The organism is Pseudomonas mandelii (assembly GCF_024138395.1).
In the GTDB taxonomy this organism is placed as follows: domain Bacteria; phylum Pseudomonadota; class Gammaproteobacteria; order Pseudomonadales; family Pseudomonadaceae; genus Aquipseudomonas; species Aquipseudomonas mandelii_E.
Genome location: NZ_JAMYDU010000003.1, coordinates 163,174 through 186,580, shown reverse-complemented (window position 1 = coordinate 186,580; position 23,407 = coordinate 163,174). Strand labels below are relative to the sequence as shown.

General features: G+C 59.3%; 15 protein-coding genes and 3 pseudogenes. 7 read left to right on the top strand and 11 right to left on the bottom strand.

Annotated elements, in window-relative coordinates:
* Window positions 1–9 precede the first annotated feature (9 nt).
* The 3 genes from NHU87_RS07085 to NHU87_RS07075 are packed head-to-tail and all read right to left on the bottom strand — an operon-like array spanning window position 10 to window position 1,776.
* Complete coding sequence (locus tag NHU87_RS07085; protein ID WP_253546907.1) at window positions 10–285, bottom strand: phosphopantetheine-binding protein; 276 nt, start codon at window positions 283–285, stop codon at window positions 10–12.
* Window positions 266–1,075 (bottom strand): lysophospholipid acyltransferase family protein, encoded by an 810-nt coding sequence (locus NHU87_RS07080; protein ID WP_253546906.1) that lies wholly within the window; start codon window positions 1,073–1,075, stop codon window positions 266–268. Before NHU87_RS07080 ends, NHU87_RS07085 begins: the two co-directional genes overlap by 20 nt.
* On the bottom strand, window positions 1,051–1,776 hold the full coding sequence (locus NHU87_RS07075) for a beta-ketoacyl synthase chain length factor (protein WP_253546904.1): 726 nt from the start codon (window positions 1,774–1,776) through the stop codon (window positions 1,051–1,053). The genes NHU87_RS07080 and NHU87_RS07075 overlap by 25 nt, the downstream gene beginning before the upstream one ends.
* Before the next feature lie 357 nt (window positions 1,777–2,133).
* Between NHU87_RS07075 and NHU87_RS07070 the strand changes: the two genes are divergently transcribed.
* On the top strand, window positions 2,134–2,904 hold the full coding sequence (locus tag NHU87_RS07070) for a ParA family protein (protein WP_008009127.1): 771 nt from the start codon (window positions 2,134–2,136) through the stop codon (window positions 2,902–2,904).
* 117 nt (window positions 2,905–3,021) lie between these two features.
* Here NHU87_RS07070 and trxC read toward each other — a convergent pair.
* Window positions 3,022–3,455: pseudogene (gene trxC / locus NHU87_RS07065) on the bottom strand (thioredoxin TrxC).
* 216 nt (window positions 3,456–3,671) lie between these two features.
* On the opposite strand from trxC, the gene NHU87_RS07060 reads away from it, so the two are divergent.
* A complete protein-coding gene (locus tag NHU87_RS07060; protein WP_253546902.1) occupies window positions 3,672–3,893 on the top strand; it encodes a hypothetical protein in 222 nt (73 codons plus the stop codon).
* A 20-nt stretch (window positions 3,894–3,913) separates the two neighbouring features.
* On the opposite strand, the gene selO is transcribed toward NHU87_RS07060, so the two are convergent.
* From selO to NHU87_RS28565, 5 genes and pseudogenes are all read right to left on the bottom strand, one after another.
* A complete protein-coding gene (gene selO / locus NHU87_RS07055) occupies window positions 3,914–5,377 on the bottom strand; it encodes a protein adenylyltransferase SelO (RefSeq protein WP_253546900.1) in 1,464 nt (487 codons plus the stop codon).
* 48 nt (window positions 5,378–5,425) lie between these two features.
* Window positions 5,426–8,776 carry a mechanosensitive channel MscK gene (gene mscK / locus NHU87_RS07050; RefSeq protein ID WP_253546898.1) on the bottom strand — a complete coding sequence of 1,117 codons (3,351 nt, stop codon included), beginning with the start codon at window positions 8,774–8,776 and terminating at the stop codon, window positions 5,426–5,428.
* A gap of 34 nt (window positions 8,777–8,810) precedes the next feature.
* Window positions 8,811–10,553: a potassium/proton antiporter gene (locus NHU87_RS07045; RefSeq protein ID WP_253546896.1), complete on the bottom strand. Its 1,743-nt coding sequence runs from the start codon at window positions 10,551–10,553 to the stop codon at window positions 8,811–8,813.
* A 221-nt stretch (window positions 10,554–10,774) separates the two neighbouring features.
* Entirely contained in the window at window positions 10,775–11,638 is an 864-nt protein-coding gene (locus tag NHU87_RS28570) for a methyl-accepting chemotaxis protein (protein ID WP_437180822.1), read from the bottom strand.
* Window positions 11,630–12,385: pseudogene (locus NHU87_RS28565) on the bottom strand (MCP four helix bundle domain-containing protein); the annotation flags it as partial. The gene NHU87_RS28570 and the pseudogene NHU87_RS28565, both read right to left, overlap by 9 nt.
* A gap of 290 nt (window positions 12,386–12,675) precedes the next feature.
* On the opposite strand from NHU87_RS28565, the gene NHU87_RS07035 reads away from it, so the two are divergent.
* The 4 genes and pseudogenes from NHU87_RS07035 (at window position 12,676) to NHU87_RS28555 (ending at window position 15,252) form a co-directional block, all read left to right on the top strand.
* Window positions 12,676–12,906, top strand: a complete 231-nt coding sequence (locus tag NHU87_RS07035) for a hypothetical protein (RefSeq protein WP_253546892.1) — start codon at window positions 12,676–12,678, stop codon at window positions 12,904–12,906.
* Window positions 12,903–13,202 (top strand): cell division protein ZapA, encoded by a 300-nt coding sequence (locus NHU87_RS07030; protein WP_253546890.1) that lies wholly within the window; start codon window positions 12,903–12,905, stop codon window positions 13,200–13,202. Before NHU87_RS07035 ends, NHU87_RS07030 begins: the two co-directional genes overlap by 4 nt.
* A gap of 100 nt (window positions 13,203–13,302) precedes the next feature.
* Window positions 13,303–14,385, top strand: a pseudogene (locus NHU87_RS28560) (HAMP domain-containing protein); the annotation flags it as partial.
* A 21-nt stretch (window positions 14,386–14,406) separates the two neighbouring features.
* Window positions 14,407–15,252: a methyl-accepting chemotaxis protein gene (locus NHU87_RS28555; protein ID WP_437180821.1), complete on the top strand. Its 846-nt coding sequence runs from the start codon at window positions 14,407–14,409 to the stop codon at window positions 15,250–15,252.
* A gap of 146 nt (window positions 15,253–15,398) precedes the next feature.
* Here NHU87_RS28555 and NHU87_RS07020 read toward each other — a convergent pair whose 3' ends face one another.
* Window positions 15,399–17,201: an acyl-CoA dehydrogenase gene (locus tag NHU87_RS07020; RefSeq protein ID WP_253546886.1), complete on the bottom strand. Its 1,803-nt coding sequence runs from the start codon at window positions 17,199–17,201 to the stop codon at window positions 15,399–15,401.
* A 258-nt stretch (window positions 17,202–17,459) separates the two neighbouring features.
* Entirely contained in the window at window positions 17,460–21,413 is a 3,954-nt protein-coding gene (gene putA, locus NHU87_RS07015; RefSeq protein WP_253546884.1) for a trifunctional transcriptional regulator/proline dehydrogenase/L-glutamate gamma-semialdehyde dehydrogenase, read from the bottom strand.
* A 460-nt stretch (window positions 21,414–21,873) separates the two neighbouring features.
* Here putA and putP point away from each other — a divergent pair, with 460 nt between their 5' ends.
* Window positions 21,874–23,358 (top strand): sodium/proline symporter PutP, encoded by a 1,485-nt coding sequence (putP, locus tag NHU87_RS07010; RefSeq protein WP_253546882.1) that lies wholly within the window; start codon window positions 21,874–21,876, stop codon window positions 23,356–23,358.
* Window positions 23,359–23,407: the final 49 nt, after the last annotated feature.

Sequence of the window (23,407 nt, the reverse complement as noted above, 5' to 3'; positions counted from 1 at the left end):
GGTCCGGTCTCAAGCTGCCTGTTTTGCAGTGACGAACGCCGCAAGGCTCGCCACGTTGGTGAAGTGATTACGGGTGTCCTTGGCGTCGGCATCGATTTTGATGCCGTACTTTTTCTGAATCGCCAAGCCGAGTTCCAGGGCGTCTACAGAGTCCAGGCCCAGGCCTTCGCCGAACAGCGTTTGCTCATCGCCGATATCATCGACGCTGATGTCTTCGAGGCCCAGGGCTTCGATGATCAATTCTTTGATTTCCAGCATCAGGCTATTAGTGTGCAGATCGCTCATCTTCGGCGAGCTCCTTGATAAAGTAAGAGTGCAAATAGTCGTTGAGCTTGCGCGAGGCTTGAGGTGCAGCACCCAGCGCAGCGAAGGCCTGTGGGTCTATATCGGCCCCGACACGAAAACTGAAGTGCACGCGGCGTTTGGGAATCCGATACCAAGGTTCGGCCTTGGTCAATGTGGTCGGATTGACCTTGATGATCACCGGGGTGAGGATTCTCGCACCGCGCAGGGCGATTGCCGCGCCCCCCCGATGAAAGGCCGGCGGTTTACCGGGTTGGGTGCGTGTGCCCTCGGGAAAAATGATCAGGGTCTGACCGCTTTTCAGTGCGTCGGCAGCGGCGTCGAGCATATCCATGCTGCCATCGTTGCTGATGTAATCGGTGCGGCGTAACGGACTGCGGGTGAACGGATTTTCCCAGAGGCTTTTCTTGACCACGCAGTTGGCGTGGCCCACCAGGCCGATCAAAAACACCACATCGATCAGCGAGGGGTGATTGGCGACGATCATCTGGCCTGGTCGTCCGAGCTTTTCCGCCCCTTGAATGTCATAGGTCAGGACGCCGCTGCGAGCCATGAAACGAATGAAAAACCAGAAACACCGGCTGACTGTCTGTCGTGCCCGCTGACGATGGGCCTGGGCGTCTCCCGGCAGGCAGCTCAACAGCGGGAACACCACCAGTCGCAGGCAAAGCCCGCCCAACCCGAACAGGGTGAAGCTTGCGGCAGTGGCCAGCAGACGCCAGTAATAAGCGTCGCGGTTTTTATCGGTTACGGGTTGCGTTGCCAGGTCCATACACGATTTTTCCAGGCATGTTGGCAGGTAGTCTGCTGGCCAAGCAGGGTAGGCAACAAATTCAGGGCATGGGGCCAGTGGGGTTTGGACAACGCTTGCGAGGTGCTGTTCAGCGACAGCTGCCACTGATTGCCGGGCGTAATCAACAGGCCGACCGCATAAGGGAATGGCACATCGTCGATCCAGGCCGAGTAGGCCGCGGGCGGTTGCTCTTCAGTCACTACCAGTAGTGCCGCAGGCGCTCCTTCATCAAGCAATGCCGCCGCCTCTAGCATGCCGTGTTCAAGGCCATCACCGGCTGCGGCGAGGGCGGTCATTTCGCTGGTTTCGCCGCGCATGATCGACCACAAGCCGATGACCGCATTGTGCACCGACAAGCTGAACTGGGTGGGCGACAAAGGTTGGTCAGTCGCCAGATCGCTGAGAATCTCGAAGGTGCGCGGGGTTTCGCCGTGGCGGGAAATAAAGACCAGCGGCAGGTCCTGGCGACCATCAGCCAACGGCCAGCCAACGCTGAATGCCATCCGCGCCAGACGGCTGAGTCGCCGACGTTGCATGGCCGGCAGAAACGACACATCGGGGGCGGCATCGCTGCGCTCGAGCACGACCGGTTGTCGGCTCCAGGCCTGCCAATCATCCACGCTTTCAAGCCCAGGGGCCCATGCGCGCCATTGGGCGATGTTGAAGTTGATCACAGACATTCATCCCGCCCCTGCGGGCTTTTCTTTTGACGCGGTGAGTCGCAAAAATCGCGGCAGACCTTACATGGCGCTTAACGCCGAGTGGCGCGCATTATCCCGGTGCAGCGGGCGTGTAGCAAATGCTGGTTACATTTTGCGCAACGAAATGTACCGTCTGGTTCGCGAAAAAGCTGTCGTTTGGCCATTATCCATGTTGTGTCGGACATGTCTGTCAGCTCTATCGGCTGTCGATGGACGAGTTGGCAGCTTTTTTCGTCGGATATTGACCAATGACTGTAGTCCCGATACCAGCGAGGTAGCTAAGCAGCGCCATGGACTACTACACTCGGTCATTCTTTGATACACGGAGGTTTTGACATGCGGCGCGTGGTGTTCAATCAGAAAGGTGGCGTGGGCAAATCAAGCATTGCCTGTAATCTGGCGGCGGTCAGCGCCAGCGAAGGCTATCGCACGTTGTTGGTGGATCTCGATGCTCAGGCCAACTCCACTCAATACCTGACGGGACTCACCGGTGACGATATCCCGATGGGGATCGCTGACTTCTTCAAGCAGACGCTGTCCTCCGGGCCGTTTTCGAAGAAAAATCAGGTCGACATCTACGAAACCCCATTCGACAACCTTCACGTCGTCACCGCCACCGCCGAGCTGGCCGACTTGCAACCCAAGCTTGAGGCCAAGCACAAGATCAACAAGCTGCGAAAATTGCTCGAGGAACTGGACGGTGATTACGACCGAATCTACCTCGATACGCCGCCAGCACTGAATTTCTATGCTGTCTCGGCCTTGATCGCCGCTGATCGTGTGCTGATTCCCTTCGACTGCGACAGTTTCTCGCGTCAGGCGCTGTATGGCCTGTTGGCGGAAATCGAAGAATTGAAGGAGGACCACAACGAAGGGCTGGAAGTTGAAGGCATTGTCGTCAACCAGTTCCAGGCCCGCGCCAGTTTGCCTCAGCAAATCCTCGACGAACTGATCGCCGAAGGGCTGCCGGTGTTGCCGGTGTACCTGGCCAGTTCAGTGCGCATGCGCGAGTCCCATCAGGCCAATACACCATTGATCCATCTCGACCCGCGGCACAAACTGACCCAGCAGTTCGTCGACCTGCACAACCTGCTGGAAAATGCCTGATTGCCCCTCATGCAGGAGCGAGGCTTGCCCGCGAAGAGGCCGGCACATTCGAAATCATCGTTGCCTGAGACGACGCCTTCGCGGGCAAGCCTCCCTCCTACATGATGGACGGTGGGTTCAGATCCCCTGACTACGCAACCAACTCATCAACTGCGGTAACGGGAAGGCCCCGCTCTGGCGAGCCACTTCCCGGCCGTTCTTGAACAGAACAGGCTCGGGATCGAGCGAATCCCCAACTGCGCCGACAATTGCTGATTCGCCTCGCTGTCCAGCTTGGCCAGCCGACACTTGCCCACCAATTGCCCCGCCGCCTGCTCGAACACCGGCGCAAACGACTTGCACGGCCCGCACCAGTCCGCCCACACATCCACCAGCAACGGCAGGTCGCCCTTGATCTGACTGGCGTAATCGCCTTGCTTCAATTCGAACGGCTTGTTCAGCAGGACGACGGCCTTGCAGCGACCGCATTTTGGATGGTCGTTGAGGCGCTCGGCGGGGATGCGGTTCAGGCCGTTGCAGTGGGGGCAGGGGATGAGCAGTGGGTCGGTCATGATTGGGTTCCGGATGAGTAGGCAATCTATGGCACTGATCTGGAGTCGGAAATGATGTTTATCAAGGCAGAAATTTGTAGGCAAAAACCTTCCCTGGTTAGAGATACACCCTACGAGTGCTGGTGTCCCCGACTGATTGGCTGAGAGCGGTTCAACTCTTAGTCTTGAATCCTATTTTCACGCAGTAGTCCGATGCACCAATAAAAGGGAGCAACAATGAGCGATATCGTTAAGCAAGCCGTCGAACACTGGCCATCTGTAGCCTGGCTATTAAAACGACCTAAGTCGGAAGCTGAATACAACCTGCTGGCTGAGTCGCGGTATGAATTGCTAGCAATGATGGGCAATGATGAATTACATCCGTTGGAAAACCTGGTGGATATCATAGGCGACCATATCGAAGCCTATGACCATGAGCGCCGGCCAGTACTAATCTGAATGTTCAGTGTTGTTCAGTCTCACGACGAACAACTGATCTCCAGATGCTTACCCCACTCCGGCGGCCGCTCGGCATAGCTCTCCATCCCCGGTTGCTCCTCGAACGGATTGCTCAGTACCGCGTGCAAATGACGAACTTCTGCATAGTCGCCGCTCTCTGCCGCATCGATGGCTTTTTGCGCCAGATAGTTACGCAGGATGTACAGCGGATTGACCGCATGCATTCGTTTACGGCGCTGTTCCTGCTCAACCACGCCTTCACGGGCAACCCGGGCGATGTAGAGCGCGCCCCATGCATCGAAGCCCTTGATGTCGACGAAGTCATCGCGCAAACGGGCGACGGCCAGTTCGGGTGACTCATCTCCCAGGCGGCGGAAGAACAGGCTGTAGTCGACGCCGCTGTTTTGCATCAGTTGCAGCAGGTGCTCCAGCAGTTTCTGATCGTCGTCTTCGGCAGTGGTGAGACCGAGGCGGCGGCGCATCAGGTCCAGGTAGTGGGCCTGGAACAGCGGCAGGTACAGGCCGAGGGTTTCGCGCAGGGCTTCGACGCTGATGAACGGCGTCAGGGCCTGGGCGAGGGCGCTGAGGTTCCACTGGCCGATCGGCACCTGATTGCTGAAGGAATAGCGGCCCTGGTCATCGGAATGGTTGCAGATGAAGTGGGCGTCGAAGTCGTCGAGGAAGGCGAACGGGCCGAAGTCGAAGGTGATGCCCAGGATCGACATGTTGTCGGTGTTCATCACACCGTGGCAGAACCCATAGGCTTGCCATTTGGCGATCAGCTCGGCATTGCGCTCGACGATTTCGCGGAACATCGCCAGGTACGGTTCCGGCTGTTCCAGGCAATGCGGGAAATGCATGGCCAGCACATGGTCGCCAAGTTCTTTCTGCTGCTCGGGGCGCTTGGTGTAGTAGAAAAATTCGAAATGCCCGAAGCGCACATGACTCGGCGCCAGGCGCAGGACCATGGCCGCTCGCTCCTGTTTCTCGCGCCAGACCGGCGTGTCGGAGCCGATCACACACAGCGCGCGAGTGGTGGGAATGTTCAGGGCATGCAGGGCTTCGGAGGCGAGAAATTCGCGGATCGATGAGCGCAGCACCGCCCGCCCATCGCCCATGCGTGAGTAAGGCGTCTGACCGGCGCCCTTGAGGTGCAGGTCCCAATGCTCGCCGGCTTGGTTATAGACCTCGCCCAGTAACAGACCACGGCCGTCGCCCAGCTGCGGGTTGTAAGAACCGAACTGATGCCCGGAATAGACCATCGCCCGCGGCTCGGCTTCGGCCCAGAGCTTGTGACCGCCGAATAGCTCGGCGAACACCGGTGTCTCGGCCTCCGCCGGGTCCAGGTCGAGCAGCGCCATGGCAGCGGGGCTGGCGACCACCAGTCGCGGAGCGGCGATGGGCTCGGGCAGCACATGGGTTGAGAACGCGTCGCCCAGGCGGGCGAAGCGATTGTCGAAGGTCAGTTCGTCGAGGGCTTTCAACGGCCATCTCCAGCAGAATGTCCGAGCATTCTGCTAGGGATAGAGCGCTTAGTCGAGTTCGACCGGCGGAGGCTCTCGGCGCGGATTGCCGTCCGGCAGCGGCACGATGGTTTTGGTTTCCGGCTCGACCGGCACCATCTTGTACTCCTGGCCGTGAAGGTTCTTGAGGTAGACCTCCATTTGCCGGAACGAGATGTTGATCTTTTGCTTCTTGAACTCGCGATTGATAAAGCGGTTGACCTCATCAAGTACCGGGTTGCGGTCGCCGAGGTCGCGCACATGCATGCGCAATTCGTGGTCGAGGGTGCTTTCGCCGAAGTTCAGGAAGTACACATGAGGTTCCGGGTCCTTCAGCACGCGCGGGTTATCCCGGGCAGCCTTGAGCAGCAGTTCTTTCACCAGATCCAGGTCCGAGCCGTAGTCGACGCCGAGCTTGAGGGTCACCCGGGTGATGGTGTCGGTCAGGGACCAGTTGATCAGTTGCCCGGTGATGAACGTCTTGTTCGGGACGATGATGTCCTTGCGGTCGAAATCGGTGATGGTCGTGGCACGGATGCGGATCTTGCTCACCGTGCCCGACAGGTTGCCGATGGTGATGGTGTCGCCGATCCGCACCGGGCGTTCGAACAGGATCATGATGCCGGAGATGAAGTTGGCGAAAATCTCCTGCATCCCGAAACCGAGACCGACCGACAGCGCCGCCACCAGCCATTGCAACTTGTCCCAGCTCACGCCGAGCGTGGACAGGGTCGAGACGAAACCGACACCCGCGATCACATAGGACAGCAGCGTGGTCGTGGCATAGGCACTGCCCTGAGCCAGATTCAGCTTCGACAGCACAAACACTTCCAGCAAACCGGGCAAGTTGCGCGCGAGTGCAAAAGTGATGCCGATGATGATCAATGCGCCGAGCATGTCGCCGATGCTGATCGGCACCATGCTCATGTTGGCGCCGGTGCCGCTGGTGTATTCGTAGAGAGTGATGTTGTCCAGATACGAGAACACTGAAATCAGGTCCGACCAGACCCAATACAGCGCCGCGATGAAACCGCCGAGCAGGGCCAGGCGGATCAGTCGCAAGGACTGTTCGTTGACCTTCTCGATGTCCAGGGTCGGCTCTTCGATCACCGCTTCGCCGTCGCCAGCCTCTTTCGCGGCCTGGCGTTTGGCCAGCGCGCGCTGATAGGCCAGGCGCCGTGCCGCCACACTGAGGCCGCGCACGAAAGTCGCTTCGATCACCAGCCAGAACATCAGCAGGTAAAGCGTGTTGATCAACCGGTCGCTGAGTTTCAGCGCGGTGTAGTAGTAGCCAAAGCACACGGCGACGAACAGCGCGATTGGCAGGGCGGTGAACAGAACCCCCACGGCCTTGCGGAACAGCGAAGCGTTCTGGTGAGTCGGGCTGCTGACCAGCAGGCGGCTGAGTAGCCAGGCCATCAAGGCGTAGCAGGTCAGCACCACCGGCATGCCGAGCACGTCATCGGCCAGTATCGCTGGTTGCAACTCGGCGACTGCCACCACCGCCACCAGGGCCATCACTACCAAACCTAGTCGGCGTATCCATCCTTGAAGGAATTCGACCTGAGGTTTTTCCCAGCGGAAATGCAATTCGGCGACGCCGCCCGGCGCGAGGATGCGGTAGGCGGTATAGAACACCAGCCAGGCTTGGGCCATTTGCAGCAGCGCCGCGCCCATATTGGCGTTCTGCCCGCGGGCGTCGATCTGCAACGCCAGGCCGCACAAGGCCAAACCCAGGGCGACGGGCATCGCCAGCAAGATGTTGATCAGAATCGCTTGCGGAGTGTGCCACTGGCTGTCGCGCTTGAAATGGCCGATGTCCAGGTGAACTTTGTTCAGGCGGGCGTAAAGGTTTTTGCGGCGCCACAGCAGCGCGCCGATCAGAAAGGCCAGCGGCAAGAACAGCAGCGGCCGCTGCGTCAGGCCATCGGTCAATTCGCTCAGGCTCGAAGCCCACGGCAGGGTGGTGACCTGACGCTCCAGGCGTTCCGGCACGCCACGCATCCACTCAAAATCCAGCGGCTTGTTGCTGGGAATCCAGAACATTTGCTCGTCCAGCGTAGCCCTCAGGCTTTGCGCGGTGCTGAGCAATTGCTTCTGGTTGAGTTGCAGCGTGATGGATTCGTTGAGCACTGCGCTCAGCTCGCGATTCAAACGTTCCAGCAGGTCCGCGCGGGTGACGGCCAGTTCCAGCAGGCTTTTGCGCAGTTGTGGGGTGACTTGCTCGGGCGGTTGAGTCGACAGCAGGTTATTGACGTAGGTTGTCGGGTTGCTGAGCAGCTCCCGTTGCTGGCTGACTTCGAACTGATACAGGCGAATGTCGGCGATCTGGTCGGCCAGGTCGCGGTCGAGCTGGAGGCGTGGCAGGGCCTGTTTCTGTTTGTACAGGATCTTGGAGAGCAGCAGGCTGCCCTTGAGCACGTTGATCTGTTCGTCCAGCGCGGAGTCACTCTGGGTCACGCTGTCCAGCTGCTGTTTGGTCTGCAGGTTCTGTTGGGTGACTTCGTTGAGGCGGTCGGTGCTTTTGAGCAGATAGTCGGAAAGCTTCAGGTTGGCCGCGCTTTCGGTGGCCAGCAGGCTGCTGCCGCCGGCCTTCTGCGCTTCGATGGACTGCTGGGTGACCGTCTCCTGGGACTGGGCCAGGCGCTTCTGGTTGATCAGGGTTTGCAGCTCCTGGATCTCCTGATCCAGGCGATTGGTTTTTTCCGTGAGCAGGTCATGCTGGCTGTTGCCCAAATCCTGCAGCTGACTGTTACCGGCCAGTTCCTGTCGGCGCAACGGGATCAGCGCATTCAGCGCCGCGAGCTCGGCGTTGAGCTGGTCGCGCTGTTCACCGCTCAACGTCTTGCCATTGTCTTTTCCGATTTTAAGGATGTTATTGATTTGCTGAATGCGCGTCTGGCTGGCGGAAATTTCGGCCTGGGCGCGCTCGGGACGGGTCTGGGCAGTAATCACCAGACTGTTGGCCTCGGCCAGTGCTTTTTGCAGATCGCTTTGCTGCGTCGAGCGTTCGGTCAATAACTGCTCAAGCTGCTGAATGGTCTCTTTGGTATAGCGTTGCGCCACCGGCACCACATTGCTGGCCTTCAGGCGAGTCAGTTCACGCTGGTTCTCGATGTTCTGCTTTGGCGCGCTAGCTAGCTGCTGCTTGAGATCAACCAGCTTTTGCTCGTAATCACGCTTGTTGGTGAGTTGCGTCAACGTGCCTTGCAAAATGCTTTGCAGGGCCTTCTGATCGGCTTCCGGCAGTTTGCGGTCGGCGATCTTGTCCAGGCTCGCCTGCACGGCTGCGCTGGAGGGCGGTTCGGCGGCTTGCAGTGTGTTGATCGAAAGACTCAAGCCCAGCAGGGCCATGATGAAAAAAGTGCGCAGGATTGACATAAAGACCGATCGAAAACCAGACGAAGAGTGGAGTTTAGAGGAACAAGCCGGGACCCGGGCGACTTCCTTCGGGGAATCTGACGCCTACCTTACCAATCTTGTTCCCTTCCATGACAGCAACGGTCCAAAGGGTGTTGTTCCATTCCACCTGGTCACCCACTACTGGTGCGCCGCCCACTTTCTGGGCAATGAAGTGGCCCAGGGACATATTTGGATCGATGCCTTCGACTTTCAACCCGTACAGGGCAGCAACCGCTCCAAGCTGGGCGTCTCCTTCGAGTACGAAGTCGCCGAAGAAGCGCAAATCCAGACCCCGTTGCGGGGCCTGACTGAAGAGTTTTCCGAGGGCCGGAAGGTTGTGTTCATGGCCGATTACGCAGAGCAAATCATCGACTTCGAGCACCGTACTACCCGACGGATGGAGCAGTTGTTGGCCACGAAACAGGGCAGCGATACGGGTGCCTTCGGGCATTTTCAGCTCGCGAAGAGGGGATCCAATGCACCATTTCTCGGCACCGAGGCGATAGACGAACAGCTCCCATTCGCTGGTGACGTGCACTTCCAGCGCCGACCGGGAGATCGGCAAAGGCTCCGGCGGGACGGTCACTTTCAAAAGCTTGGCAATCCAGGGCAGGCTTGTGCCTTGCACCAGCAGCGACACCAGTACGATAAAGAACGCCAGATTGAAGTAGAGCTGAGCGTTGGGCAGCCCCGCCATCAGCGGAAACACCGCGAGAATGATCGGTACGGCGCCGCGCAGGCCAACCCAGGAAATAAAGGCCTTTTCGCGCCCGTGGAACGCTTTGAAAGGCAACAGGCCGACCAGCACTGACAGCGGACGGGCAAACAGAATCATCCACAGCGCCAGGCCCAGCGCCGGCAGAGCGATCGGCAGCAGGTCATGGGGCGTAACCAACAGCCCCAGCACCAGGAACATGCCGATCTGGGCCAACCACGCCATGCCGTCGAGCATGTGCAAAATGCCGTGGCGACTGCGCACCGGGCGGTTGCCGATCACCAGGCCGCACAGGTACACCGCCAAAAAGCCACTGCCGTGCAGGGCGTTGGTCAGGGCAAACAAGACCAACCCGCCAGCAATCATCAAAATCGGATAAAGGCCGGTGGCCAGGTTGATACGGTTGACCAGTTGCAGCAGTAGCCAGCCACCGCCGAGGCCAATCACACCGCCGATGCCGAACTCACGCACCAAATGCCCCAGCAGATTCCAGTGCAGGCCGGTCTCCCCGCTGGCGAGCATGTCGATCAGGGTCACGGTGAGGAACACTGCCATCGGGTCGTTGCTGCCGGATTCGATCTCCAGGCTCGCGCTCACCCGTTCGTTCAGGCCCTTGCCGCCTAGCAGCGAGAACACAGCCGCGGCATCAGTGGAGCCGACGATGGCGCCGATCAACAGGCCCTGGATCATGTTCAAGTCGAACAACCACGCCGCCGCCATCCCGGTCAGCCCGGTGGTGATCAACACCCCGACGGTGGCCAGCGACAGTGCTGGCCATAACGCCACGCGGAAACTCGCCACCCGGGTGCGCAAGCCGCCGTCGAGCAGGATTACCGCCAACGCGAGGTTGCCGACCAGATAAGCCGTTGGGTAGTTATCGAAAATAATGCCGGCGCCGTCGACACCGGCCGCCATGCCCACCGCGAGGATGATCACCAGAATCGGGATACCGAGGCGCGATGAAAGTGAGCTCACCAGAATGCTCGCACCTACCAGCAACGCGCCGATCAAGAACAGGCTGTTGATGGTCGTCGCATTCAAAGGCAGTACTCCAGAAAGCTAAAGGCGGGCACAAACTGACCATGCAGTCTGCGTGCCAGCGATTCTAACCTGTTGAAATGTGATGCTGTCAAAAAGCTTTTGCAGATCAAAGATCGCAGCCTCGTTTCACTCGACAGCTCCTACAAAGGATCTGCGTAAACCTGTAGGAGCTGTCGAGTGAAACGAGGCTGCGATCTTTTCGGCAGTGATGCGATCTTCGTTTAGAGGCTAAACCGCCCAACCAAATTGTTCAGGTCCAGCGCCAGGCGCGACAGCTCGTTGCTGGCCGCGCTCGTCTGGTTGGCGCCGGTGGCCGATTGCACCGACAGGTCACGAATGTTCACCAGATTGCGGTCCACTTCACGGGCAACCTGTGCCTGCTCTTCGGCCGCGCTGGCGATCACCAGGTTGCGCTCGTTGATTTCGACGATGGCGCTGTTGATGGTGTCCAGCGACAGGCCTGCACCGCGAGCGATGTTCAAGGTCGACTCGGCGCGTTCGGTGCTGTTGCGCATCGAATCCACGGCGTGTTCGGTGCCGCTCTGGATGCTGCCGATCATGCGTTCGATTTCGCTGGTCGACTGCTGGGTGCGATGGGCCAGGGCACGCACTTCGTCGGCGACCACCGCGAAACCACGACCGGCTTCACCGGCACGGGCAGCTTCGATGGCGGCGTTCAACGCCAACAGGTTGGTCTGGTCGGCCAGGCCGCGAATCACGTCCAGCACTTTGCCGATGTCTCGCGACTCATTGGCCAGATCACCGATCAGGGTGGCGGTGCTCTGCACATCGGCGCTCATGCGCTCGATGGCGCTCACGGTTTCCTGCACCAGGTCACGACCGTCGCCCGCCGAAGTGGTGGCGTTTTTCGAAGCTTCGGAGGTGCTCACGGCGTTGCGCGCAACTTCTTCCACAGCGCTGGTCATTTCGTTGACCGCGGTGGCAGCCTGTTCGATTTCGTTGTTCTGTTGAGTCAGGCCGCGAGCACTTTCGTCGGTGACGCTGTTGAGTTCTTCCGCGGCGGAAGCCAATTGCGTGGCCGAACCGGAAATCCGTTGCAGGGTGTCGCGCAGTTTTGCCTGCATCTTCGCCATGGCGGCCAACAGACGACCGGCTTCGTCGGCACCATCGACGGTAATCGGGCGCGTCAGGTTGCCTTCGGCGATTTCTTCGGCGGCATTCAGGGCGTTGGCGATCGGCTTGGTGATGCTGTTGGTCAGCAGCCAGGCGAACAGAACAGTCAGGCCGGTGGCGATCGCCAGCAGGGTGATCACCAGATTGAAGGCCGAGGCGTACTGGTCGACGGCTCGTTGGTTGGTATCGGCGGTCTGCTGAGTGTTGATCTCCATCAAGCGGTTGAGCACGGTGTTGATTGCTTCGGAGTTGGTCAGCAAATCGGTATTGAGCAGGGTACGCAGTTCGTCGATCTGATTGTTGCGCGACAGGCTCTTCATCCGGTCTTCAATCTGACGGTACTGCCCCAGCAACTGCACATATTGATCGTAGGCCGCGCGTTCCTGCGGGCTGGCGATCAATTTTTCGTAGGTTTCCTGAGCCGCACGGATCTGCTGGCTGCGGGTGTCGAACAGGCTCAAGGTCTTCTGCTGCACATCCGGCTCGCGGTTCACCAGCAAACGGTAGGACAGTACGCGCAGGCGCAGCGTTAACTGAGTGAATTCGTCGAGGCTTTTAATGCTCGGTACGCTGTTGGAGGTGATGTCCTCGGCGGCGCCGCGAATCTTGCTCATCTGGTTCAGCGCGAACACCCCCAGAACCAGCATCAGGCTGCCAATCAAGGCAAAACCGAGGAACGCCCGCGGTGCGATATTCATATTTCGTAAGGACATGGTGTTCACCGAAAAAAGCGCATCCGTGCGGGGCTGAGACTGCTGTATGGATGACTTATCGGTCATACGACTAAAGTCTTGAGGCGCTGCGCGCTTTTGTCGCAGAAGGGCCGTGGCGACGAAGTGCAGGAACCAGATCCACCATTCACAGTCTTTAAAGCTCGCGAAGAAGGTCGCCCGCCAGGAAAATCAAGGCTTTGCGCCCGCATAACCCTGGCATCTGTGGTGACTTTTCTTTATCGTACGCGCCCTTTGAAAATGCCCGGAAAATCAAAATGTTGGAAACATCCCTAAGCCAATTGGAACAACTGGTCAGCGACCTGGTGCAACAGAACCAGACCCTGCTCGGCACGAATCAATCCCTGAGCGCAGAACTGGCCCAGGTCAAGGATGAAAACGAAAGCCTGCAACTGAGCCTGATGGAACAGGAAGAGAAGCAAGGCGTCACCGCCGCGCGCATTCAGGCCTTGGTTGAGCGCGTCAGCGCCGGCCCTGTCAGCGCATGAGTTACGGCCCGGGTGTAAAAGTCGTCTCGATTCTGGGAGAGGACTATTCGATCAAGGCGCCAGCCGGGGAAGAGCAGACCCTGCTGGACGCCGCATTGATGTTGAAGGCCGCCCTGGCCGAGACCAAAAAGAAATACCCGACGCTGATCGGTGACCGCTTGCTGGTGCTGGCGGCGATGAATCTGTGCTCGCAGCAGATCGAAATGAAGAAGCAGCATCAGCAGGAACTCGACCGTTACCAAGAGCAAGTCAGCGCCACGGTTGAAGTGATCGCCAAGACCATCAATCAGGCCTGATCAGCTTTGCGCACAACCAAAGAATAAATTGTCGTTTGCGTTGTATACAATCGGCACGGCTGTTGCAGTGTTTCAGCCTCTTATTCTTTGGGGGTGCTCCATGCAGTTCTGGCGACGCAGTATTCAATGGCAGTTGATCCTGAGCATGGGCACCGCCCTGCTGGTCAGTATTCTGATCGTGGTTGGCGTTTATACCCTCGTGGTCAATCGCCTTGCCCAGCGCTATCTGGTCGAGCAGGCGCTGCCGTCGAGCATCGAAGCGATGCGCAACGACATCGAACGAATCCTCGTTCAACCCCTCACCGCCGCCAAGGACATCGCCAGCAACAGCATGGTGCGTGACTGGTTGGCCGGTGGCGAAAACAGTGCCCAGACCGACACCTTCGTGAAGTATCTGGAAGGCATCCGCGTCGAGCACAAAGCCTTTACCGCGATTATCATCGGCACCGCGTCCAACCATTACTTCACTGAAAAAGGCCTGGACCGGACCCTCAGTCGCTCCAATCCAAAGGACGCCTGGTTCTATTCGTTCCTCGACAGCAACCAGCCGCGCACCCTCAATATCGACAATGACACCGCCACCGGCGAATTGGCGCTGTTTATCGACTTCAAGGTCGAGCAGGCCGGCAAAGTCGTGGGCGTCGCTGGCCTCGGGCTGAGCATGAAAGAGCTGTCGGAGCTGATCCACAATTTCAATTTCGGTGAGCGCGGCAAGGTCTATCTCGTGCGTTCCGACGGTTTGATCCAGATTCATCCCGAGGCGCAATTCAGCGGCAAGCGCACGCTGGTTGAACAGATCGGCGCCTCGGCGGCGCAAACGGTCATGGGGCAGCTCTCGACCTCCACAGCGTCCACCACCAGCAGTTTTGTCCGCGATGGCGAAGATTTTCTGGCCTTGAGCCTGCCGCTGCGTGATCTGGGCTGGACCCTGGTGGCCGAAGTGCCACAGTCGCAGATCTATGCCGAAGCTCGTCGCGCGATGTGGATGAGCAGCGCCATCGGTTTGGCGGTGGCGCTGGTGTGCCTATTGTTGGTGGTATTGCTGGTCCGAGGTTTGGTACGGCCGATTCGACAGGTAACAACCGCGCTGGTAGACATCGGTAGCGGTGGTGGAGATTTGACCCACAGGTTAGATTCCAGCCGCGCCGATGAACTGGGTGACCTCGCTCGCGGCTTCAATCGGTTCCTGGAAAGTCAGCGCGACATGATCGGCGAAGTCCTGGCCACCAGTGAGCGTTTGCGCACGGCGGTCGGCCAAGTGGCGCGAGTGGTGGATAACACGGCCGAACGCTCGGGCCGTCAGCAGGAAATGACCGATATGGTCGCCACCGCTGTCCACGAGATGGGCCTGACCGTGCAGGAAATCGCGCAGAACGCCGGCAACGCGGCGCTCGCTTCGCAAACTGCGCGGGATGAAGCGCTGCAGGCACGGGAAGTGGTGGGCGGATCGATTCGGCATATCGAAAGCATGTCCGATGAGATTGGCATCGCCGCCGGTGCGGTGGGCGAGTTGGCCCATCAAGTGGCGTCCATCGATCAGGTGTTGGCGGTGATTCGCGGGATTTCCGAACAAACCAATTTGCTGGCGCTCAACGCTGCCATCGAAGCGGCGCGGGCCGGAGACATGGGGCGCGGGTTTGCCGTTGTGGCCGATGAAGTACGGACTCTGGCGCGGCGAACTCAGTCGTCCACCGACGAGATCCAGCAGATGATCGGCAGCCTCAAGCAGGGCGCGGAGAATGCGGTGTCTTCCATGCACGCCGGGCAAGCGGCGACCGGCACCGGCGTTGAGTCGAGTCAGCGCACCGGGGCGTCATTGACGGCGATTACCGGGCAGGTCGAGCGCATCAGCGACATGAACCATCAGGTGGCGACGGCGACGGAAGAGCAGTCGGCGGTAACGGAAGAGATCAATCGGAATGTGCAGGGGATTTCTGATTTAGCCCGGGCGACGGCGGGGGAGGTCAGGGCTTGTCGGGAAGACTGTCAGATGTTGCAGCGGTTGGCCGATGATTTGGCGCGGCAGATGGGTGGGTTCAAGTTGGGCTGAATCGGGTGGTGACTGGACTGACGCCATCGCGGGCAAGCCCGCTCCCACAGGGATATGTGTTGTTCACAGATGATGTATTCAACACACAAATCCTGTGGGAGCGGGCTTGCCCGCGATTGGATGTCAGCTTCGCCACAAAGCTTCGATCAAAACCACTCATCCCGCATCGTCAGGCACACATCATCCCGCGCCTCCAGCAATGCCAACTCATGGTGGCAACCCGGCACTTCCCACGTCAGGAAATACCGCGCCGCCTGCAGCTTGCCTTTATAGAAGCTCACGTCCGCCGAGTTCCCTTTGGCCAACCCTTCCTCGGCGCGAATCGCCTGTTCCAGCCAGCGCCAGCCGATAACCGTGTGCCCGAACACTTTCAGGTACAGCGCCGAATTCGCCAGGCTGCTGTTGACTTTGCCTTGAGCCAGATCGGTCAGCAGGCCGATGGTCACGGTTTGCAGGCGTGCCACCAGTTTCTCCAATGGCTCACGCAGCGGCGTCAGTGATTCATACGCCTGCGCTCGCTCGGCGGTGTCGGCGATCAGGCGGATCAATTGCTTGAGCCCCGCGCCCCCGTTCTGCGCCAATTTGCGCCCCAGCAAGTCCAGCGATTGAATGCCGTGAGTCCCTTCATGAATCGGGTTCAGGCGATTGTCGCGGTAATACTGCTCCACCGGATACTCACGGGTGTAACCGTGACCGCCGAGAATCTGGATCGCCAGTTCGTTGGCCTTAAGGCAAAACTCCGATGGCCAGGATTTGACGATCGGCGTTAGTAAGTCGAGCAACTCATGGGCCTGTTTGCGCTCGGCTTCGCTCTCCAGCGTCGTGGTGTCGTCGAACAGTCGAGCCGCGTACAACCCGAGGTCAAAGGCCCCTTCGACGTAGGATTTTTGCGTCAGCAGCATACGTCTGACATCGGCATGCTGAATGATCGCCACTGGTGCCGTGGTCGGGTCTTTACTGTCCGGTACCCGACCTTGCGGCCGCTCGCGGGCGTATTCCAGGGAATACAGGTAACCGGCATAACCCAGCATCACCGCACCCATGCCGACGCCAATCCGCGCCTCGTTCATCATCTGGAACATGTAGCTCAAACCGTGGTGCGGCTTGCCCACCAGATAGCCGACACATTCGCCATTGTCGCCGAAGTTCAGCGCGGTGGACGTAGTGCCGCGCCAGCCCATCTTGTGGAACAACCCGGCCAGCAATACGTCGTTGCGCTTGCCGAGGCTGCCGTCATCGTTGACCAAAAACTTGGGCACGATAAACAGCGAAATGCCCTTCACCCCGGCCGGTGCATCCGGCAGCTTGGCCAACACCATGTGCACGATGTTTTCCGACAGCGGGTGATCGCCGCCGGAGATGAAAATCTTGTTGCCCTTGAGTCGATACGTGCCGTCGGACGCAGGCTCGGCGCGGGTCCGAATATCTGACAGCGACGAACCTGCGTGAGGTTCGGTCAGGGCCATGGTGCCCAAGAAACGGCCGTCGATCATCGGTTGCAGGAAGCGCTGCTTTTGCTCATCGGTGCCGAAGCTTTCGATCAGGTTCGCCGCGCCCATGGTCAGGAACGGGTAGGAGGTCGACGCTGCGTTGGCCGACTGAAAGTGCGCAAAGCACGCTTGCGACAGCAGCGTAGGAAGTTGCATGCCGCCGGCATCGAAACTGCGCGCGGCATTGAGGAAACCGGCTTCAAGGAAGGCATCCACCGCCGGTTTCACTTCCGGAATCAGAATCGCCTGACCGTCCTCATAGCGCGGTTCGTTCTCATCGCCCTTGCGGTTGTGCGGGGCGAAGAACTTCTCGGCGATGTTGCGAGCGGTACCGATAGCCGCATCGAAGGTCTCGCGGTTGTGCTCGGCGAACCGCTCACGCTGGGTCAGGCCCTCGGCATCAAGGACTTCATACAGCTCGAAAGCCAGATTACGGGAACTGAGCAACGTCTCGGACATGGCGGCCTACCTGAAATTGGGGTTGGGTCGAGTCTAGGCGTGCTGATAAGGGCTGAACAGGATGATTGATAAGCGTGATGTTGGAGCCGCGCAGCAACTTTGCAAACACCACAAACCACTGTGGGAGCGGGCTTGCCCGCGATGGCGGCAGGTCAATCAACATTGATGGTGACTGACGCATCGCTATCGCGGGCAAGCCCGCTCCCACAGGGATTTTTGCTGAACCAGGCACCCTTGCAGGTGCCCGGCTTATCGGTGTTAACCGATGGTCATCAAACTGGCGTTACCACCCGCCGCGGCGGTGTTGACGCTCAGCGCACGCTCGATCACCAGACGTTCCAGCGCAATGTTGGTCTCGCCCTGCGACAAGCCATGAACCCCAACAATCGCGCCGGCACGCTTGGCCACTTGCTGGCAGACCGCACGCAACTGGTCGGAATGGCCATGATGCAGAACCGCATCCACCACCACTTCGTCCTTGGTCCAGTCAGCAACCCGCTTGATCCGCGCCTGAACTTCTTTCGGCAGGCGTGCGAACAGTGCCTTGCCCGGTTCAGCGTCCGGCCACACTGCCGAACCACCTACAGCCAATACCGCCGCCAGTTGGGTCAGCAAATCGCCTTCGACTTCCGCCAGGCACAGCACGTGTTCGCGCGGCAGGATCGCGTAGCTGTTGCGCTCGCCGGTCGGGCCAGCCAGAACACGGGTGATCCCGCTCTGCGATTGCGCCGCGAACTGTACGCACAGGGTGCTCAAGTCAGCGAACTTGTTGCTGTCGGCCCAGGCTTTCAGCGCGGTCAGCGGTTTGCTCATGGCATCACGCAGACGGACATCCGGTGCAGCGATAGCGTCGCCGCGAGCGAAGGATTGTTCGATCGCATCGGTAGGACGTGTCGACAGCAAGCGGTACAGGTACAGCGGACCACCGGCTTTCGGGCCAGTACCCGACAGGCCTTCGCCGCCGAACGGTTGCACGCCAACCACAGCACCGACGATGTTGCGGTTCACGTAGACGTTACCGGCATTGACGTTGTCGATCACCTTGGCGATGGTCTCGTCGATGCGAGTGTGTACGCCCAGGGTCAGGCCGTAGCCGGAAGCGTTGATCTGACCGATCAGTTGATCGATCTCTTTGCGCTTGTAGCGAACCACGTGCAGCACCGGGCCGAAGATCTCCCGTTGCAGTTCGTCGAAGCTTTCCAGTTCGATCAGGGTCGGCATCACGAAGGTGCCGCGTTTAACTTCTTCGCTGTTGGCGATTGCCACCTGATACACATTGCGACCTTTGTCGCGCATGGCCTGGATGTGCTTCTCGATGCCGGCCTTGGCTTCGGCGTCGATCACCGGGCCAATGTCCACGGACAGGCGCTCTGGATTACCGAGTCGGCATTCCGCCATGGCGCCCTTGAGCATTTCGATGACACGGTCGGCGGAATCCTCCTGCAAGCACAGGACTCGCAGCGCCGAGCAACGCTGGCCAGCACTGTCAAATGCCGACGACACCACGTCGATCACAACCTGTTCGGTCAGCGCTGAGGAATCGACGATCATCGCGTTCTGGCCGCCGGTTTCGGCGATCAGTGGAATCGGACGACCCTGAGCATCCAGGCGACCGGCGATGTTGCGTTGCAGCAAGCGAGCGACTTCGGTGGAACCGGTGAACATCACGCCTTTGACTCGATCGTCACCGACCAGACCGGCGCCGACGGTTTCGCCACGGCCCGGCAGCAGTTGCAGCACGCCTTGCGGAATCCCGGCTTCGAGCAGCAAACGCACGGCTTGAGCAGCCACCAGCGGGGTTTGTTCCGCAGGTTTGGCCAGTACCGGGTTACCGGCGGCTAGGGCAGCAGCGACTTGACCACTGAAGATTGCCAGTGGGAAGTTCCACGGGCTGATGCAAACCACCGGACCCAGTGGGCGGTGGGCATCGTTGGTGAAATCATTGCGCGCCTGCACCGCGTAATAACGCAGGAAGTCCACGGCTTCACGCACTTCGGCGATGGCGTTGGCGAAGGTCTTGCCGGCTTCGCGAGCCAACAGACCCATCAATGGCTGGATCTCGCCTTCCATCAAATCGGCGGCACGTTCCAGAATCGCCGCGCGTTCAGCTGGCGGGGTGGCCTGCCAGATCGGTGCGGCTTTCAGGGCGCACTGGATCGCATTGTCGACGTCTTCGACGGTGGCTTCCTGTACGTGGCCGACTACATCACGCAGATCGGACGGGTTCAGGACTGGCTCAGGGGTTTCAGTGCTGGATGCGCAACCGAGCATCGGCGCCGCTTTCCAGTGGTTGTGAGCGGTGGCCAGCAAAGCACACGACAGCGAAGCCAGACGATGTTCGTTGGCCATGTCGATGCCGCTGGAGTTGGCGCGCTCGGCACCATACAGGTCACGCGGCAGCGGGATACGCGGGTGCGGCAGGCCGAAACCGCCTTCCAGCGTAGCCATCTGCTCGATGCTGGCCACTGGATCGGCCACCAGCTCCTGAATCGAAATAGACTGGTCTGCGATGCGGTTGACGAACGAAGTGTTCGCGCCGTTTTCCAGCAGACGACGCACCAGGTACGCCAGCAGTGTTTCGTGAGTACCGACCGGGGCGTACACGCGGCACGGACGGTTCAGCTTGCCTTCGGAAACTTTGCCTACAACCTGTTCGTACAGCGGTTCGCCCATGCCGTGCAGGCACTGGAACTCGTACTGACCGGGGTAATAGTTCTGACCGGCGATGTGGTAGATGGCCGACAAGGTGTGGGCGTTGTGCGTGGCGAACTGCGGATAAATGACTTCCGGCACCGACAGCAGTTTGCGTGCACACGCGATGTAGGAAACGTCGGTGTACACCTTGCGGGTATAGACCGGATAGCCTTCCAGACCTTCGACCTGGGCGCGCTTGATTTCGCTGTCCCAGTACGCACCTTTTACCAAACGAATCATCAGGCGATGACGGCTGCGGCGAGCCAGGTCAATCACGTAATCGATCACATATGGGCAACGCTTCTGGTAAGCCTGGATCACGAAACCGATGCCGTTCCAGCCGGTCAGTTGCGGCTCGAAGCACAGACGCTCGAGCAGATCCAGCGACAGCTCGAGGCGGTCGGCTTCTTCGGCGTCGATGTTCAGGCCGATGTCGTATTGCTTGGCCAGCAAGGTCAGCGACAGCAGGCGCGGGTACAGCTCGTCCATCACGCGCTCGTACTGGGCGCGGCTGTAACGCGGGTGCAAGGCGGACAGCTTGATCGAAATGCCCGGGCCTTCATAAATCCCACGACCGTGAGAGGCTTTGCCGATCGAGTGGATGGCTTGTTCGTACGAGGCCAGGTACTTCTGGGCGTCATGCTCGGTGAGTGCGGCTTCACCCAGCATGTCGTAGGAATAGCGGAAGCCCTTGGCTTCGAACTTGCTGGCATTGGCCAAGGCTTCGGCGATGGTTTCGCCGGTGACGAACTGCTCGCCCATCAGGCGCATGGCCATGTCGACGCCCTTGCGGATCATCGGCTCGCCGCTCTTGCCGATGATGCGGCTCAGGGACGAAGTCAGGCCGGCTTCGTTGTGGGTGGCGACCAGTTTGCCGGTCAGCAGCAAGCCCCACGTGGCGGCATTGACGAACAGCGACGGGCTGTTGCCCAAGTGCGGCTGCCAGTTGCCGGTGCTGATTTTGTCGCGGATCAGGGCGTCACGGGTGCCTTTGTCCGGGATGCGCAGCAGCGCTTCGGCCAGGCACATCAGTGCCACGCCTTCCTGGGACGACAGGGAAAATTCCTGCAACAGGCCCTGAACAATTCCGGCACGGCCGCCGGCGCTTTTCTGATTGCGCAGTTTCTCGGCAATCGAGGCGGCAAGCTTGTTGGTGGCCTCGGCCATCGTTGCAGGCAAGCGCGCCTGCTCGATCAGCATCGGTACCACTTCCGGTTCCGGGCGACGGTAGGCGGCAGTGATCGAAGCGCGCAGCACCGATTGCGGCAGGATGCTTTCAGCGAACTCCAGGAAGCACTGGTGCGCGTGATCAACGTGGATCTCGCCGGCTTCGTCAACTTCCTTGCCGTTCAAACCGTTCAGCTCGGACAGGGTTGCACCACCCTCGAGTTTTTCCAGGTAATTGAAAATTGCCTGCTTGATCAGCCAGTGCGGCGTGCGATCAATCGAGGTCGCGGCGGCCTTGAGGCGTTCGCGGGTCGGGTCGTCAAGTTTGACCCCAAGAGTGGTGGTAGCCATATTTTTATCCTCATGTTTGCCACGACCGCGTGGCATCAGCTGGCGGCAAGATTAGCTGTGCGTCGGTCGAGGTGCAACCGGGTGCAACCCTTTTTTTGTCGGAATAATAAGCAGCTCGTCAGGAAATTAATTCTGGTACATCCCTCCCGCGCCTGCTTGGTGCTTTTACTTCTAGTGCAACCCGAAAAACGCCCTAAAAAGGAGCAAAAACCGACTCTTTTCAGAAAAATCCGACTAGGTGCAACTTATTCGCACGAAACTGGTTGCACCTTATTTGCTTTGTTGAATAGCATTCGCGGCCAAGGTGCAACCGGTCAAAAGATCGGTGCGCCGGCTGATGGCTTTCCTGGGGAAACATCAGTCATAAATGCGCGGTATCCGGAATCGTCTGTCAAACGTCGTCGTTTGCGAGCGGTTCACCAGCCGCCGTTACATAAAAACAATGCCAGGGCGTAACTCAATGAGCGTAAGCAATCCAACCCTGATCACGTTCGTGATCTACATCGCAGCAATGGTGCTGATCGGCTTCATGGCCTATCGCTCCACCAACAACCTTTCTGACTACATTCTGGGCGGTCGTAGCCTGGGCAGCGTCGTAACCGCGCTTTCTGCCGGTGCTTCCGACATGAGCGGCTGGTTGTTGATGGGCCTGCCGGGCGCTATCTACATGTCCGGTCTTTCCGAAAGCTGGATCGCCATCGGCCTGATCATCGGTGCTTACCTGAACTGGCTGTTCGTCGCCGGCCGTCTGCGCGTGCAGACCGAGCACAACGGCGATGCACTGACCCTGCCGGATTACTTCTCCAGCCGTTTTGAAGATAAAAGCGGCCTGCTGCGGATCATCTCCGCGGTCGTGATCCTGGTGTTCTTCACCATCTACTGCGCTTCCGGCATCGTGGCCGGTGCCCGTCTGTTCGAAAGCACCTTTGGCATGTCCTACGAGACAGCGCTGTGGGCCGGTGCTGCGGCGACGATTGCCTACACCTTCGTCGGCGGTTTCCTGGCAGTAAGCTGGACTGACACCGTACAAGCCACGCTGATGATCTTCGCCCTGCTGCTGACGCCGATCATCGTGCTGCTGGCTACCGGCGGCGTCGACACCACGTTTCTGGCCATCGAAGCGCAAGACGCCAGCAACTTCGACATGCTGAAAAACACCACTTTCATCGGCATCATTTCGCTGATGGGCTGGGGCCTCGGCTACTTCGGCCAGCCGCATATCCTGGCGCGTTTCATGGCGGCGGATTCGGTCAAGTCGATCGCCAACGCTCGTCGCATCTCCATGACCTGGATGATCCTGTGCCTGGGCGGCACCGTCGCTGTAGGTTTCTTCGGTATCGCTTACTTCTCGGCGCACCCTGAACTGGCCGGTCCTGTGACCGAAAACCACGAACGTGTGTTTATCGAACTGGCGAAAATCCTGTTCAACCCATGGGTTGCCGGTGTGTTGCTGTCGGCCATTCTGGCGGCGGTAATGAGTACGCTGAGCTGCCAACTGCTGGTGTGCTCGAGCGCCCTGACCGAAGACTTCTACAAAACCTTCCTGCGTAAAACCGCTTCCCAGATGGAATTGGTCTGGGTCGGCCGTGCCATGGTTCTGCTGGTTGCCCTGATTGCCATCGCTCTGGCGGCTAACCCGGAAAACCGTGTGTTGGGTCTGGTCAGCTACGCCTGGGCTGGTTTCGGTGCTGCGTTCGGTCCAGTTGTCCTGATCTCCGTGATCTGGAAAGACATGACTCGCAACGGCGCACTGGCCGGCATCCTGGTTGGCGCGATCACCGTGATCGTCTGGAAACACTTCGAACTGCTGGGTCTGTACGAAATCATCCCTGGTTTCATCTTCGCCAGCCTGGCGATCTACTTCGTCAGCAAAATGGGCGCACCGTCCGCCGGCATGCTTCAGCGCTTTGCCGCGGCCGAGAAGGATTTCCGCCTGAACCAGTGATTGGGATGAGCTGATGCTCTGATCTTTCGCTGAACATGAAAACGGCCCA

Bases quoted from the DNA above. Each gene is read 5' to 3' on its own strand.
- NHU87_RS28555 (WP_437180821.1), top strand. From the start codon at position 14,407: ATGATCGGCGAAGTCCTGGCCACCAGTGAGCGTTTGCGCACGGCGGTC.
- NHU87_RS07085 (WP_253546907.1), bottom strand. From the start codon at position 285: ATGAGCGATCTGCACACTAATAGCCTGATGCTGGAAATCAAAGAATTG.
- NHU87_RS07030 (WP_253546890.1), top strand. From the start codon at position 12,903: ATGAGTTACGGCCCGGGTGTAAAAGTCGTCTCGATTCTGGGAGAGGAC.
- NHU87_RS07070 (WP_008009127.1), top strand. From the start codon at position 2,134: ATGCGGCGCGTGGTGTTCAATCAGAAAGGTGGCGTGGGCAAATCAAGC.
- mscK (WP_253546898.1), bottom strand. From the start codon at position 8,776: ATGTCAATCCTGCGCACTTTTTTCATCATGGCCCTGCTGGGCTTGAGT.
- NHU87_RS28570 (WP_437180822.1), bottom strand. From the start codon at position 11,638: ATGCAGGCAAAACTGCGCGACACCCTGCAACGGATTTCCGGTTCGGCC.
- NHU87_RS07035 (WP_253546892.1), top strand. From the start codon at position 12,676: ATGTTGGAAACATCCCTAAGCCAATTGGAACAACTGGTCAGCGACCTG.
- NHU87_RS07080 (WP_253546906.1), bottom strand. From the start codon at position 1,075: ATGGACCTGGCAACGCAACCCGTAACCGATAAAAACCGCGACGCTTAT.
- NHU87_RS07075 (WP_253546904.1), bottom strand. From the start codon at position 1,776: ATGTCTGTGATCAACTTCAACATCGCCCAATGGCGCGCATGGGCCCCT.
- putA (WP_253546884.1), bottom strand. From the start codon at position 21,413: ATGGCTACCACCACTCTTGGGGTCAAACTTGACGACCCGACCCGCGAA.
- NHU87_RS07060 (WP_253546902.1), top strand. From the start codon at position 3,672: ATGAGCGATATCGTTAAGCAAGCCGTCGAACACTGGCCATCTGTAGCC.
- NHU87_RS07020 (WP_253546886.1), bottom strand. From the start codon at position 17,201: ATGTCCGAGACGTTGCTCAGTTCCCGTAATCTGGCTTTCGAGCTGTAT.
- putP (WP_253546882.1), top strand. From the start codon at position 21,874: ATGAGCGTAAGCAATCCAACCCTGATCACGTTCGTGATCTACATCGCA.